17 protein-coding genes are annotated in these 13410 nt (G+C 61.8%); 8 read left to right on the top strand and 9 right to left on the bottom strand.

Annotated elements, in window-relative coordinates; genetic code table 11:
- Positions 1–67: 67 nt before the first annotated feature.
- The 4 genes from ftsY to rpoH all read left to right on the top strand — a co-directional run bounded on the left by ftsY (position 68) and on the right by rpoH (position 4145).
- On the top strand, positions 68–1474 hold the full coding sequence (gene ftsY / locus BBG20_RS08410; protein ID WP_065902171.1) for a signal recognition particle-docking protein FtsY: 1407 nt from the start codon (positions 68–70) through the stop codon (positions 1472–1474).
- Positions 1471–2142 carry a cell division ATP-binding protein FtsE gene (gene ftsE, locus BBG20_RS08405; protein WP_003213784.1) on the top strand — a complete coding sequence of 224 codons (672 nt, stop codon included), beginning with the start codon at positions 1471–1473 and terminating at the stop codon, positions 2140–2142. Before ftsY ends, ftsE begins: the two co-directional genes overlap by 4 nt.
- Complete coding sequence (gene ftsX / locus BBG20_RS08400; protein ID WP_065902169.1) at positions 2139–3161, top strand: permease-like cell division protein FtsX; 1023 nt, start codon at positions 2139–2141, stop codon at positions 3159–3161. Before ftsE ends, ftsX begins: the two co-directional genes overlap by 4 nt.
- 129 nt (positions 3162–3290) lie before the next feature.
- Positions 3291–4145, top strand: coding sequence for an RNA polymerase sigma factor RpoH (gene rpoH / locus BBG20_RS08395; RefSeq protein ID WP_003176698.1), 855 nt, complete (start codon positions 3291–3293; stop codon positions 4143–4145).
- A 97-nt stretch (positions 4146–4242) separates the two neighbouring features.
- On the opposite strand, the gene mtgA is transcribed toward rpoH, so the two are convergent.
- The gene (gene mtgA, locus BBG20_RS08390; RefSeq protein WP_065902167.1) at positions 4243–4965 is read right to left on the bottom strand and encodes a monofunctional biosynthetic peptidoglycan transglycosylase; all 723 of its coding nucleotides are present in this window, start codon (positions 4963–4965) and stop codon (positions 4243–4245) included.
- 74 nt (positions 4966–5039) lie between these two features.
- Here mtgA and BBG20_RS08385 point away from each other — a divergent pair, with 74 nt between their 5' ends.
- The 4 genes from BBG20_RS08385 (at position 5040) to trmB (ending at position 7285) form a co-directional block, all read left to right on the top strand.
- Entirely contained in the window at positions 5040–5420 is a 381-nt protein-coding gene (locus BBG20_RS08385; RefSeq protein ID WP_065902165.1) for a DUF423 domain-containing protein, read from the top strand.
- A gap of 71 nt (positions 5421–5491) precedes the next feature.
- On the top strand, positions 5492–5692 hold the full coding sequence (gene thiS / locus BBG20_RS08380; protein WP_032865944.1) for a sulfur carrier protein ThiS: 201 nt from the start codon (positions 5492–5494) through the stop codon (positions 5690–5692).
- A 63-nt stretch (positions 5693–5755) separates the two neighbouring features.
- On the top strand, positions 5756–6550 hold the full coding sequence (locus tag BBG20_RS08375; protein WP_015886353.1) for a thiazole synthase: 795 nt from the start codon (positions 5756–5758) through the stop codon (positions 6548–6550).
- Positions 6551–6559: 9 nt separating this feature from the next.
- Complete coding sequence (gene trmB / locus BBG20_RS08370) at positions 6560–7285, top strand: tRNA (guanosine(46)-N7)-methyltransferase TrmB (protein WP_065902164.1); 726 nt, start codon at positions 6560–6562, stop codon at positions 7283–7285.
- Positions 7286–7423: 138 nt separating this feature from the next.
- Here trmB and BBG20_RS08365 read toward each other — a convergent pair whose 3' ends face one another.
- From BBG20_RS08365 to proC, 8 genes are all read right to left on the bottom strand, one after another.
- On the bottom strand, positions 7424–7747 hold the full coding sequence (locus BBG20_RS08365) for a DUF3392 domain-containing protein (RefSeq protein WP_016972961.1): 324 nt from the start codon (positions 7745–7747) through the stop codon (positions 7424–7426).
- Between the two features lie 18 nt (positions 7748–7765).
- Positions 7766–8968 carry a radical SAM family heme chaperone HemW gene (gene hemW / locus BBG20_RS08360; RefSeq protein ID WP_065902162.1) on the bottom strand — a complete coding sequence of 401 codons (1203 nt, stop codon included), beginning with the start codon at positions 8966–8968 and terminating at the stop codon, positions 7766–7768.
- The gene (rdgB, locus tag BBG20_RS08355; protein ID WP_065902158.1) at positions 8965–9561 is read right to left on the bottom strand and encodes an RdgB/HAM1 family non-canonical purine NTP pyrophosphatase; all 597 of its coding nucleotides are present in this window, start codon (positions 9559–9561) and stop codon (positions 8965–8967) included. The genes hemW and rdgB overlap by 4 nt, the downstream gene beginning before the upstream one ends.
- Positions 9558–9992 (bottom strand): DUF4426 domain-containing protein, encoded by a 435-nt coding sequence (locus tag BBG20_RS08350; protein ID WP_065902156.1) that lies wholly within the window; start codon positions 9990–9992, stop codon positions 9558–9560. Before BBG20_RS08350 ends, rdgB begins: the two co-directional genes overlap by 4 nt.
- Positions 9993–10013: 21 nt before the next feature.
- Complete coding sequence (metW, locus tag BBG20_RS08345) at positions 10014–10634, bottom strand: methionine biosynthesis protein MetW (protein WP_016972957.1); 621 nt, start codon at positions 10632–10634, stop codon at positions 10014–10016.
- A gap of 7 nt (positions 10635–10641) precedes the next feature.
- Entirely contained in the window at positions 10642–11781 is a 1140-nt protein-coding gene (gene metX, locus BBG20_RS08340; protein WP_065902154.1) for a homoserine O-succinyltransferase MetX, read from the bottom strand.
- A 188-nt stretch (positions 11782–11969) separates the two neighbouring features.
- A complete protein-coding gene (locus BBG20_RS08335) occupies positions 11970–12557 on the bottom strand; it encodes a YggT family protein (protein ID WP_065902151.1) in 588 nt (195 codons plus the stop codon).
- Between the two features lie 24 nt (positions 12558–12581).
- Entirely contained in the window at positions 12582–13400 is an 819-nt protein-coding gene (proC, locus tag BBG20_RS08330; RefSeq protein WP_065902149.1) for a pyrroline-5-carboxylate reductase, read from the bottom strand.
- Positions 13401–13410 lie beyond the last annotated feature (10 nt).

Genomic DNA, 13410 nt, shown 5'->3' with positions numbered 1-13410 from the left:
GTTACGCATCGAATTTTATTTACCGACGCCCCCCCAGGCGCGTCGCTACCTTGAGATAGCCGTCTCCATGTTTGGTTCCAACGACGACAAGAAGACCCCAGCTGCGGCTGGCGAGAAGAAAGGCCTGTTCGGATGGCTGCGCAAAAAGCCGCAGGAAACCCCCGTCGCCGAACAGCCGCAGGTTCCAGCCGAACCGATCCCGGACCCTATAGTAGAAGCCGAACCGGTTGCCGAAGCGCCGGCGCCGGTGGTATTGCCGATGGCCGAGCCGGTGCTGCAGCCGCTGGCCGAGGTTGAGCCAGAGCCAGAGCCAGAGCCGCAACCAGAACCCGAGCACAAGCCATGGCCGCAATTGCCGGTGGCCGAAGAGCCCGTGGCACTGGTTGAAGATGTACAGGCCGAACATGTGGCGCCGCCGATTCCGGTGGTCATTGAGCCGCAGCCGGTTGTCGTAGAAGCGCCAGCACCGGCACCGGTGGTGGTCGAGCCAGTGTCTGCCGCCCCTGCCGTCATCGAAGAGCCTGCCGCGCCTGCCGAAACCAGCAAGACCGGTTTCTTCGCCCGCCTCAAGCAAGGCCTGAGCAAAACCAGCGCCAGCATCGGCGAAGGCATGGCCAGCCTGTTCCTGGGCAAGAAGGTCATTGATGACGAGCTGCTGGAAGACATCGAAACCCGCCTGCTGACCGCCGACGTGGGCGTCGAAGCCACCGCGGTGATCATCCAGAGCCTGACCCAGAAGGTCGCGCGCAAGCAGTTGACCGACGCCGATGCCCTCTACAAATCCCTGCAGGCCGAGCTGGCAGCGATGCTCAAACCGGTGGAAGCGCCGCTGGTGATCACGCCGAACAAGCCGTTCGTGATCCTGGTGGTCGGTGTCAACGGCGCCGGCAAGACCACCACCATTGGCAAGCTGGCGAAGAAGCTGCAGTCGGAAGGCAAGAAAGTCATGCTCGCTGCCGGCGACACCTTCCGTGCCGCTGCCGTGGAGCAGTTGCAGGTGTGGGGTGAGCGCAACAAGATCCCGGTCATCGCCCAGCACACCGGCGCCGATTCCGCCTCGGTGATCTTCGACGCCGTGCAAGCCGCCAAGGCCCGTAACATCGATGTGCTGATCGCGGATACCGCCGGTCGCCTGCACACCAAAGACAATTTGATGGAAGAGCTGAAGAAAGTCCGCCGCGTGATCGGCAAGCTCGACGCCGACGCGCCGCACGAAGTGCTGCTGGTGCTCGATGCCGGTACGGGCCAGAACGCCATCAGCCAGGCCAAACAATTCAACCAGACGGTGCAACTGACCGGCCTGGCATTGACTAAGCTCGACGGCACGGCCAAGGGCGGTGTGATCTTCGCCCTGGCCAAACAGTTCGGGTTGCCGATTCGTTATATCGGCGTCGGTGAAGGTATCGACGACCTGCGCACTTTTGAAGCCGAACCCTTTGTACAGGCACTGTTTGCCGAGCGGGAGCGTTCATGATTCGATTCGAACAGGTCGGTAAACGCTATGCCAACGGGCATGTCGGCTTGCATGAGCTGAGCTTTCGAGTACGGCGGGGCGAGTTCTTGTTTGTCACCGGCCACTCTGGCGCCGGCAAAAGTACCCTGTTGCGCCTGCTGCTGGCCATGGAACGCCCGACCACCGGCAAACTGCTGCTGGCCGGCCAGGACCTGGCCACCATCAGCAATGCACAGATTCCGTTCCTGCGCCGCCAGATCGGCGTAGTGTTCCAGAACCACCAGTTGCTGTTCGATCGCACGGTGTTCAACAACATTGCCTTGCCGCTGCAGATCCTCGGGCTGTCCAAGGCCGAGATCGTCAAGCGCGTGGATTCGGCCCTGGAGCGCGTAGCGCTGTCGGACAAGACCGACCTCTACCCCGGCGACCTGTCCACCGGCCAGCAACAGCGCGTCGGCATTGCCCGCGCTATCGTCCACCGTCCGGCCTTGCTGCTGGCGGACGAACCGACCGGCAACCTCGACCCGCGCCTGGCGGCCGAGATCATGGGGGTGTTCGAAGACATCAACCGCCTGGGCACCAGCGTGCTGATCGCCAGTCACGACCTGGCCCTGATCGCGCGCATGCGCCATCGCATGCTGACCCTGCAGCGTGGCCGCCTGATCGGTGACGGGGAGGCCGGCGTATGAGTGCTACACGCAGCCCCAAGGTGTCCGAACGCGTGGCACCGAAACCGGCCGATCCGCAGCCGAAAAAGAAAAAACACGACGAAGACGACGGTCCTGACTTCAGCACCTTGCTGCGCGCCTGGATCGAAAGCCACCGCGCCAGCCTGCTGGACAGCCTGCGTCGCTTGGGCAAACAACCGATCGGCAGCTTTTTCACCTGCCTGGTGATGGCCGTGGCCCTGAGCCTGCCGATGGGCCTGTCGCTGCTGCTCAATAATGTCGAGCGCCTGGGCGGCTCCTGGCAGCGTGCGGCGCAGATTTCGCTGTACCTGAACCTGGATGCGAGCGCCAAAGACGGCGAGAGCCTGCGCGATGACATCAAGAACCTGCCGGGTGTGGCCGATGCCGAGTACATCAGCCGCGACCAGGCCCTTGAAGAGTTCCAGCAGCAATCCGGCCTGGGCGAGGCACTGAAGGAGCTGCCGCAGAACCCACTGCCGGGCGTGGTGCTGGTGACGCCGAATGAAGTCGACAAGCCGGCCCTGGAAGCCCTGCGACAAAAACTCGCAGAGCTGCCCAAGGTTCAACAGGCACAACTTGATCTAGTCTGGGTTGAGCGGCTGGCGGCAATTCTCAAGCTGGGTGACCGGTTTGTGTTCGGCCTGACGGTGTTGTTGGTGTCTGCATTACTTTTGGTGATAGGTAATACCATTCGTCTTCATATTGAAAACCGTCGCACCGAGATAGAAGTGATTAAACTGGTCGGCGGCACGGACAGCTATGTGCGTCGGCCTTTTCTGTACATGGGCGCGCTTTATGGCTTCGGTGCCGGGATTTTGTCCTGGGGTGTGCTGGCGTTTGGCTTGAACTGGCTGAACGACGCGGTAGTCGGGCTTGCCGGCTTGTACGGCAGTGATTTTGCCCTGGCCGGTGTGCCAGTGGCCGATGGTCTGTCGCTCTTGCTTGGCGCGGTCCTGTTGGGGTATATCGGTGCTTGGATTGCGGTCGCACGGCATTTACGTGAGTTGGCGCCGAAGTAGTTAATGTCAAGGTAATGTGGTTTCGTTTGTATTGACCGTATCAGTGGTTTAGGGAACTTGTCCTACGGTTCCCGGTCAATTTTCGCAGTGCTGAACTGCACGAGTTATGTGAGTCGGAGGTTTTTTCGTATGACCACTTCTTTGCAACCTGCTTATGCTTTGGTCCCGGGTGCGAACCTGGAGGCCTATGTGCACACGGTGAACAGCATTCCATTGCTGACACCGGAGCAGGAGCGTGAACTGGCCGAGAGTCTCTACTATGAGCAGGATTTGGGGGCGGCTCGGCAGATGGTGCTCGCCCACCTGCGTTTTGTCGTACATATCGCCCGTAGCTATAGCGGCTACGGCCTGGCCCAGGCTGACCTGATCCAGGAAGGCAACGTCGGCCTGATGAAGGCTGTGAAGCGCTTCAACCCTGAGATGGGTGTGCGCCTGGTGTCGTTTGCTGTGCACTGGATCAAGGCGGAAATTCACGAGTTCATCCTGCGCAACTGGCGCATCGTGAAAGTCGCGACCACCAAGGCCCAGCGCAAGCTGTTCTTCAACCTGCGCAGCCAGAAGAAACGCCTGGCGTGGCTGAACAACGAGGAAGTCCACCGCGTGGCCGAAAGCCTCGGCGTGGAGCCGCGTGAAGTGCGCGAGATGGAAAGCCGTCTGACTGGCCATGACATGGCGTTCGACCCGGCCGCCGAAGCGGACGACGACAGTGCTTTCCAATCGCCGGCCAATTACCTGGAAGACCACCGGTACGACCCGGCGCGTCAACTGGAAGACGCCGACTGGAGCGACAACTCCAACCACAACCTGCACGAAGCGCTGGAAGTGCTGGACGACCGCAGCCGTGACATCCTCTACCAGCGCTGGCTGGCGGAAGAAAAAGCCACGCTGCACGACCTGGCGCAGAAGTACAACGTGTCGGCCGAGCGGATTCGTCAGCTTGAGAAAAGCGCGATGAACAAGCTGAAGTTGTCGATCGCCGCCTAAAACGCTGCGAAAAGCTAAAAAAATGCCCCGATCGAAAGATTGGGGCATTTTTGTTTGTGCGCAAAACCCAGAGCCTCACGCAATCCCTGGTAGGGTCTCAGTCGGACCACGGCGCCTTGCGGGAGTTATTCAACTCCACCAAGTAACCATCCCCACCCAATTGGCTCATCTGCTGGCGAATCCACGCGGCTCTCCGCGCCACATAGGCAGTCGGATGGCTGGCACTCCACACCCGAGGGTTAGGCAGCACCGCCGCCAGGTAGCTGGCCTGCTGACGGGAGAGCGCCTTGGCACTCATCCCAAAGTGATGCCGCGCGGCAGCCTCGGCGCCAAATACGCCTTCATCCCATTCCACGCTGTTGAGGTACACCTCAAGAATCCGCTGTTTGGGCCAAAGCACCTCGATCAACCCGGTAAACCAGGCCTCCAGGCCCTTGCGCAGATAACTGCGGCCGGCCCACAGGAACAGGTTTTTCGAGACCTGCTGGCTCAGCGTACTGGCGCCACGGATCGAACCACCGCGCTCGTTGTGCAGGATCGCTGCCTGGATCGCGCCGAAATCAAAGCCCCAGTGTTGCGGGAAACGCTGGTCTTCACCGGCCATCACCGCCACTTTCAGGTCATCGGAGATCTGGTCCCACGGCACCCAGGTACGTTGCAGGTCAATCGGCTCACCGTCAAACCAGGATTCGACCTTGCGCTCCACCATCAACGCGGTGAAGGGGGGCGGGACGACACGAAACAGCAGCACCAGCAAGACACTGCCGATGGCGAACCATTTCACGACTTTGAGAAAACGATTGAAGAGGAGACGCAGCATAGAGATGGCTTGGCCGAACCCGTTGAGCGGGCCATTATACAGACCCGGCCCTTTGAGTCTGACTGGAGTTCCTCATGCTGCGTGGTTTTCTGATGTTGGCTGCCTTTTTCGGCTTCACCGGTGTTGCCCTCGGCGCCTTCGCCGCCCATGGCCTGAAAAACCGCCTGAGCGCCGACTACCTGGCGATCTTCCATACCGGCGTGACCTATCAGCTGGTACACACCCTGGCACTGTTTGGCGTGGCGCTGCTGGCCGCACATATTCCTGGCCGGTTGGTCGGCTGGGCGGGCATCTCCTTTGCCGTCGGCATCCTGTTGTTCTCCGGCAGCCTGTATGTGCTGACCCTGACCGGCATCAGCAAACTGGGGATCATTACGCCGTTCGGCGGGTTGGCGTTTCTGCTCGGCTGGTTTTTCCTTGGCCTCGCTGCCTGGCGCTTGCAGCTGACCGCTTGACGCTTGGAGCTGACCTTTGGGTCCCAATCGGGCTAGAATGCTGGCCCCTAAAAACGATGGCGGCCCGTGGCATGCGCATTCAGTTGAACGGCGAATCCTTTGAACTGCCCGACGGTGAAACCGTTGCGGCCCTGCTGACCCGTCTGGACCTGACCGGGCGTCGCGTCGCAGTGGAACTCAACCTGGATATCGTCCCGCGTAGCCAGCACGCCGAGACCGCGCTCACCGAAGGTGACCAGGTCGAAGTGGTCCACGCCATCGGCGGCGGCTAGCCCGCCCGGCGCCTGTGCGCCACCGCGTATTCTGCAGAACCTCACCCACACAGAGGATTTCCCATGAGCATCGTTCGTAGCGACAAGCCCTTCGTCCTGGCCGGTCGTACCTACCAGTCCCGCCTGCTGGTCGGCACCGGCAAGTACCGCGACATGGAAGAAACCCGCCTGGCCATCGAAGCCTCGGGTGCCGAGATCGTAACCTTCGCCGTGCGCCGCACCAACCTCGGCCAGATCGAAGGCGAGCCAAACCTGCTCGAAGTGCTGTCGCCGGATCGCTACACCTTCTTGCCCAACACCGCCGGTTGCTACGACGCCATCGAGGCCGTGCGCACCTGCCGCCTGGCCCGTGAGCTGCTCGATGGCCACAACCTGGTGAAGCTGGAAGTGCTGGCCGACCAGAAAACCCTGTTTCCCAATGTGATCGAAACCCTCAAGGCCGCCGAAACGCTGGTCAAGGAAGGCTTCGACGTGATGGTCTACACCAGCGATGACCCGATCATCGCGCGCCAACTGGCAGAAATCGGCTGTATCGCCGTGATGCCGCTGGCCGGCCTGATCGGTTCCGGCTTGGGCATCTGCAACCCGTACAACCTGCAGATCATCCTCGAAGAAGCCAAGATCCCCGTGCTGGTGGATGCGGGCGTGGGCACTGCGTCCGACGCCACCATCGCCATGGAGCTGGGCTGCGACGCGGTGCTGATGAACTCGGCCATCGCTCACGCCCAGCAGCCGATCATGATGGCTGAAGCCATGAACCACGCCATCGTCGCGGGCCGCCTGGCCTACCTCGCCGGTCGCATGCCGAAAAAACTCTACGCCAGCGCCTCTTCGCCGCTGGATGGTCTGATCAAGTAAGAGCTATTGATGACTGAATCAAACGAAACGCCGAACACCGTGGACGAAGGTGACGAGTCCAAGCACCGCCGCATCAAGAGCTTTGTGATGCGTGCCGGGCGCATGACCGAAGGCCAGCAAAAGGGCCTGGAGCAGGGCACGCCACTGTTCGTCCTGCCGCTGGCCGATGCGCCGGTGGACTACGACCACGTCTTCGGCCGTTCGGCCCCGCGCTCCCTGGAAATCGGTTTCGGCATGGGGCACTCGCTGCTGGAAATGGCCGCCGCCTCGCCGGAGCAGGATTTCATCGGCGTGGAAGTACACCGTCCGGGTGTCGGCGCGCTGCTCAATGGCGTGCTGACCCAAGGCCTGACCAACCTGCGGGTGTATGACTGCGACGCGATCGAAGTGCTCAACCGCTGCATCGCCGACAACAGCCTGGATCGCCTGATGCTGTTCTTCCCCGATCCATGGCACAAGGCCCGTCACCACAAGCGCCGCATCGTCCAGGCATCCTTCGCGGAACTGGTGCGCAGCAAGCTGAAAGTCGGCGGTATCCTGCACATGGCCACCGATTGGGAGCCGTATGCTGAATACATGCTGGAAGTGATGAACGTCGCCCCTGGCTACCGCAACCTGGCCGAAGACGGCAAATGCGTGCCACGCCCGGCCGAGCGGCCGATCACCAAGTTCGAGCGCCGCGGCGAGCGGCTTGGGCATGGTGTCTGGGATTTGAAGTTCGAGAAGCTGGCTTAATCAGCTGGAAACCTGAAGTGCAATCAACTGTGGGAGCTGGCTTGCCTGCGATAGCAACACCTGGGTATCACTGATACACCGAGGTGCCTGCATCGCAGCCAAGCCAGCTCCCACAGTTGTTTTGCGGTGCGCTTTAAATCAGCGGCGGTCCGCAACTACGCCAATCAATACCAGCACCACCACCAGCACCGGTGCGAGGCTGTAGTTATTGAACTGGCTCAGCCCCCGCACGATCCATGGCGTGGCGTAGATCAGCGCGGCGCCGCTGCCGATCATGCACACCAGGGCCATCAACGGCACGCGCAATGCCCCGGCGATGCTGCCCAGGCGCGCTTCGACCCAGCCTTTGATATCGGCGCCAAACAACACCAGCAAACAGCCGACCAGGGCCAGGGAGATTTCCGACAGGTTGCTACGGCTCCAGCGGGATACGGTGGCGAGCAGGTCGAGTACCAGATCCATTCGATTTCCTTAGAGCGATCAGCTCAAAAACTTCTGCAACAGGTCATTGAGAAAGAGTTGCCCGCGGTCAGTGGCCGCCAGGCGTGACGGTTCGACCTGCATTAAGCCACTTTGTTCTGCCTCGCGGCGCGCGGCGTCCAGGCTCGCCAGCTCAAGGCCGGTGCGTTCGGCGTAGAGCTTGGCGTCGACACCTTCAGTCAGGCGCAGGGCGTTCATCAGGAACTCGAACGGCAGCTCCTCATTGGTCAGTTCTTTCGCTCCGGCCTGGAAGTTTTTGGCCGGGTTGAGGTAGTCCTTCGGCGCACGGGTCTTCCAGGTGCGCACAATGCGCCCGTCCGGGTGGCTGAGCTTGCCGTGGGCACCGGCGCCGATACCGATGAAGTCGCCGAAGCTCCAGTAGTTCAGGTTGTGCCGCGCCGGGCGACCTGGCTGGGCATAGGCCGAGACCTCATATTGCGCGTAACCGTGTTCGGCCAGCAGCGCCTGGCCGGCTTCCTGAATGTCCCACAGCGTGTCGTCTTCCGGCAGCGCGGGCGGCTGGTTCCAGAACACGGTGTTGGGTTCCAGGGTCAGCTGGTACCAGGACAAGTGCGTCGGCTTCAGTGCGATGGCCTGGCGCAAGTCGCTCAAGGCGTCGTCCAGGGACTGATCGGGCAGCCCGTGCATCAGGTCCAGGTTGAAGTTATCAAACCCGGCCTGGCGCGCCATGCCGGCAGCGCGCACGGCTTCATCGCCATTGTGGATGCGCCCGAGCGCCTCGAGCTTTTCCTGCTGGAAGCTCTGGATGCCGATCGACAGCCGGTTGATCCCCAGCTTGCGGTAGGCCACGAACTTCTCTTGTTCGAAGGTGCCGGGATTGGCTTCCAGGGTGATCTCGATATCGCTGGCAAACGGGATGCGTGCTTCCACGCCCTTGAGCAGGCGGCCCAGCGCGGCGGCGCTGAACAGGCTCGGCGTACCGCCGCCAAAGAAGATCGAACTCAGTTCCCTGCCATAAACGGCATGCAGGTCTTGATCAAGGTCGGCCAGTAACGCGTCGACATACTCTTCTTCCGGCAGCACTGCGCTGGCGGTATGGGAGTTGAAGTCGCAATATGGGCATTTGCGTACGCACCACGGGATGTGGATATACAGCGCCAGGGGCGGCAGGTGGGGCAGGGCCGCCCGTGGTGTTTGCGTGCCACCGTGGATCAGTGGCTGCGCAGAGGTGTTCTGGGTCATTTCAGGCCCAGGCGTTGGCGCAGCAAATCCATTGCGCGGGCGCGGTGGCTGATCTGGTTCTTGTCGGCGGGGCTCAGTTCGGCGCTGGAAACATTACGCTCCGGCACCCAGAACAGGGGGTCATAGCCAAACCCGTGCTCGCCGCTGGCCGCGTGCAGGATGCGCCCGTGCCACAGGCCTTCGCAGAGGATCGGCAGCGGGTCATCGGCATGCCGAACCAGGGCCAGCACGCAGACGAACTGTGCGCCGCGCAGCGCGTCCGGTACGTCCTTGAGGGCGTCCAGCAGCTTGGCGTTGTTGGCCGCATCGCCTTTGCCGTCGGCATAGCGTGCCGAATAGATGCCAGGGGCGCCGCCGAGGAAGTCCACCGCCAGGCCCGAATCATCCGCCAGCGCCGGCAGGCCGGAGATGCGTGCGGCGTTGCGAGCCTTGAGGATGGCGTTTTCGACGAACGACAGGCCGGTCTCTTCCGGCTCGACCTGGCTGAATTCGCCAATCGAGCGCAGCTGCACGGACTCACCGAGCATGGCCTGGAGTTCTTTGAGTTTGCCGGCGTTATGGCTGGCCAATACGAGTTGGGTGAGGTTCATCATTGCGCCGGAAACAGTTCTTGGTTGAATTGGAAGCTATGAGCCTTGCCACCGGTTTCAACGTTGATGGTAAAAATCTTGACCTCTTGCTGCGGTACGGAATAAGGCGCCAGGTAATTGGTCGCGCCTTTTTCGGTGATCTGCTTGAACGTCAGCACTTCGCTCTTGCCACTCAAGTCCTTGATGGTGCCAGTCACCTGCGCCACCACGGGCGTTACGCCCTTGAATACCGAAACGTTGATCAACCCCTTGTTCTTGCTGCGTACAACGCCTACCTCCTGGGCGGTTTCCGGTTGCAGGAAACTCGAGGTAAACGTGTTGTAACGCACGGTGATATCGCCAAATTCTTTCGTGCGATTGGGGTCGATAGCGTCGGCAGCCATGGCATTGGCCCCAAGCAGTGTGGTCAGTAGAAAAATAGCCAGGCGACTCATGATCGTCCCTCTTGAAGGTGATTAGACGGCAATCTTGTGGTCCGTCAGGCCAGGACTGCTGACCCGGTAAATACCGATTTCGCCCAACAGATTGGGCCATAGCTTACTCGCCCAGCCGTGGCGGTGCTGTTGATCGACGGCAAGGCGGTTGATCACCTTGGCTTCACGCTCGCCACACAGGGCTTCGAAGTCTTCGAAGGTGCAGAAGTGAATGTTCGGCGTGTTGTACCAGGTGTAGGGCAGGAAGTCCGACACCGGCATGCGGCCTTTGGTGGCCAGGTACCAGCGGCAACGCCAGTGGCCGAAGTTGGGGAAAGTGATGATGCACTGGCGGCCTACGCGCAGCATTTCGTCGAGGATGCGGTCCGGGTAGTGCACGGCCTGCAGGGCCTGGGTCATCACCACGATGTCGAAGCTGTTGCTGGCAAAATTGCCCAGGCCCTTGTCCAGGTCCTGCTCGATCACGTTGATGCCCTTGGCCACGCACTGGGCGATGTTGTCCGGGTCGTTTTCCAGGCCGTAGCCGGTGACTTGCTTGTTGTCGCGCAGCCAGCTCAGCAGTTCGCCATCGCCGCAACCAAGGTCGAGCACGCGGCTGCCGGCGGGGATCCAGTCTTGGATGATTTCCAGGTCGGCTCTCATGGCGTTCTCACAAAGTAATGCGGTTCATGTAATTGCCGAACGCCTGCAGGTAACGCGGGATCGGGATCAGGAAGGCGTCGTGGCCTTGCGGAGCATCGATCTCCAGGTAGCAGACGTCTTTGCGCGCAGCCATCAGCGCGTCCACCAGCTCACGGGAGCGGGCCGGCGAGAAGCGCCAGTCGGTGGTGAACGACATCACGCAGAACTTGGCCGTGGCAGCTTCGAAGGTTTTCGCCAGGTCATCGTCATGGTTGGCTGCCGGGTCGAAGTAGTCCAGGGCCTTGGTCATCAGCAGGTAGGTGTTGGCGTCGAAACGCCCGGAAAACTCCTCGCCCTGGTAACGCAGGTAGCTTTCGACCTGGAACTCGACGCTGTGGAAGTCGTAGTTGAGCTTTTCACTCTTGAGGCCACGGCCGAATTTCTCGCCCATGGAGTCATCGGACAGGTAGGTGATGTGCCCGACCATCCGCGCCAGCATCAAGCCACGCTTGGGGATCACGCCGGCTTCCTGGAACGAACCGCCGTGGAACTCGGGGTCGGTGAGGATGGCCTGGCGCGCCACTTCGTTGAAGGCGATGTTCTGGGCCGACAACTTGGGGGCCGAGGCGATTGCCAGACAGTGGCGCACGCGATCCGGGTAGGTGATGGTCCACTGCAGGGCCTGCATGCCGCCCAGGCTGCCGCCAATCACGGCGGCCCATTGGGCGATGCCCAGCAGGTCGGCGAGGCGTGCCTGGCTGTGCACCCAGTCTTCCACGGTCAGCACCGGGAAGTCGGCGCCGAACGGCTTGCCGGTTTCCGGGTTGAGGCTGCTGGGACCGGTGGAGCCGTTGCAGCCGCCGAGGTTGTTCAGGCTGACCACAAAGAACGTGTTGGTGTCGATGGGCTTGCCGGGGCCGATGCAGCTGTCCCACCAGCCGGGCTTGCGCTCGTCGACGCTGTGGTAGCCGGCGGCATGGTGATGGCCGGACAAGGCGTGGCAGATCAGCACGGCGTTGCTCGCCGTGGCGTTCAACTGGCCGTAGGTTTCATAGATCAGGTCGTAGGCAGGCAGCGAACGGCCGCAGGCCAGGGCCAGCGGTTCGCTGAAGTGCGCCACTTGGGGCACGACCAGTCCAACAGAATCGGGGGGGAAGGCAGCTGGCATCGACCCTGCTCTCGTTTAAATGAGGCGTAAGTCTAAAGACCGCTGCACCCAGCGGCAAGCAAAGGCCTGCACCGGTAGGCAGATACAAAATGTGGGCGCCGATTTGCCTGCGATGCGGGCACCTCGGTGTTTGGGTTACACCGCTGTGCTGCTATCGCAGGCACGCCAGCGCCCACATTTGTTCAGCGTCAGATCAGGCCGAACAGTTCCTTGGGCATGAACGCATAGAACGCCAGGCGCGGAATCACCCAGCTTTGCACCAGCTGGATCGCGATGAACGCGAAGATCGGCGAAATATCCAGGCCGCCGAGGTTGGGGATCAGGCGACGGAACGGCGCCAGCACCGGCTCGGTGATCTGGTAGACCAGTTCGGCACCCGGGCTACGGCTGCCGGGAGCGACCCAGGAGAGGATCACGCTGATGATCATCGACCAGAAGATGATCTTCAAAAACAGCGAGAAGATGCCGATCAGCGCCCAAGGCAACAGCAACACAGTGAAGGCCTGGTAGCCATTGAGCATCAGGATCACCGCGAACAGCAGGATCTGCAGCAGCAGCGCCAGCACCAGCGACGACATGTCCAGGCCGAACAGGCTCGGGATCACCCGGCGCAGCGGCTTGAGCAAGGGCTGGGTGGCCTTGACCACGAACTGGCACAGCGGGTTGTAGAAGTTCGCCCGCACCAGTTGCAGGATAAAGCGCATCAGCACGATCAGCAGGTACAGGCTGCCCAGCGTCTGGATGATGAAAATGGCAGCGTCATTGATTCCGAGCATGTTTGTTTCCTATGTAGGGGACGACTATTTGCCCAGCTGCTCGGCCATCTCAGCCGAACGATGTGCCGCGGCACCCAGAGCTTTTTCGACCAGGGCTTCAAAGCCGCCGGCCTGGAACGATTCGATAGCCGCCTGGGTGGTGCCACCTGGAGACGTCACGCGACGGCGCAGCTCGGCGGCGTCAACTTCGCTGCCAACGGCCATCTTCGCGGCGCCGAGGGCGGTTTGCTCGGCCAGTTGCTCGGCGACTTCGTGGGGCAGGCCGAGTTTCACGCCAGCGGCGGTCATGGCTTCGATCAGCAGGAAGAAGTACGCCGGGCCACTGCCGGAGACGGCGGTGACGGCGTCCAGCTGTTGTTCCTGTTCCAGCCACAGGGCAATGCCCACGGCAGACAGCAACTCCTGGGCCTGGTCGCGCTGTTCGGCGCTCACTTCGGCGGTGGCGTACAGGCCGCTCACGCCCTGGCGCAGCAGCGCCGGCGTGTTGGGCATGCAGCGTACGATCGGCTGCGCGCCGAGCCAGTTGTTCATGCTGGCGCAGGTGATGCCGGCAGCGATGGACACCACCAACTGGTGTGGCAGCAGGCTCGGGCGCAGGCTTTCGCACACGGCTTTCATCGCTTGTGGCTTGACCGCCAGCACGATCACATCGACGCCGCTGATGGCCTCGGCGTTGTCAGCAAAGGTTTGAATACCGTGTTCGGCGCTGACGCGGGCACGGGTGTCGTGACCGGGGTCGCTGGCGCGGATCTGCGCGGCGTCCAGGCCTTTGGCCCGCAGGCCGCCGATCAGGCTGGCCGCCATGTTGCCGGCGCCGATAAAGGCAATACGCGTGTTGCTCATGACAGGTCCT

This window comes from Pseudomonas aylmerensis, from assembly GCF_001702265.1.
In the GTDB taxonomy this organism is placed as follows: Bacteria; Pseudomonadota; Gammaproteobacteria; order Pseudomonadales; family Pseudomonadaceae; genus Aquipseudomonas; species Aquipseudomonas aylmerensis.
Note: the sequence above shows the minus strand (reverse complement) of the source record. Positions and strands in the feature narration are given on the sequence as shown.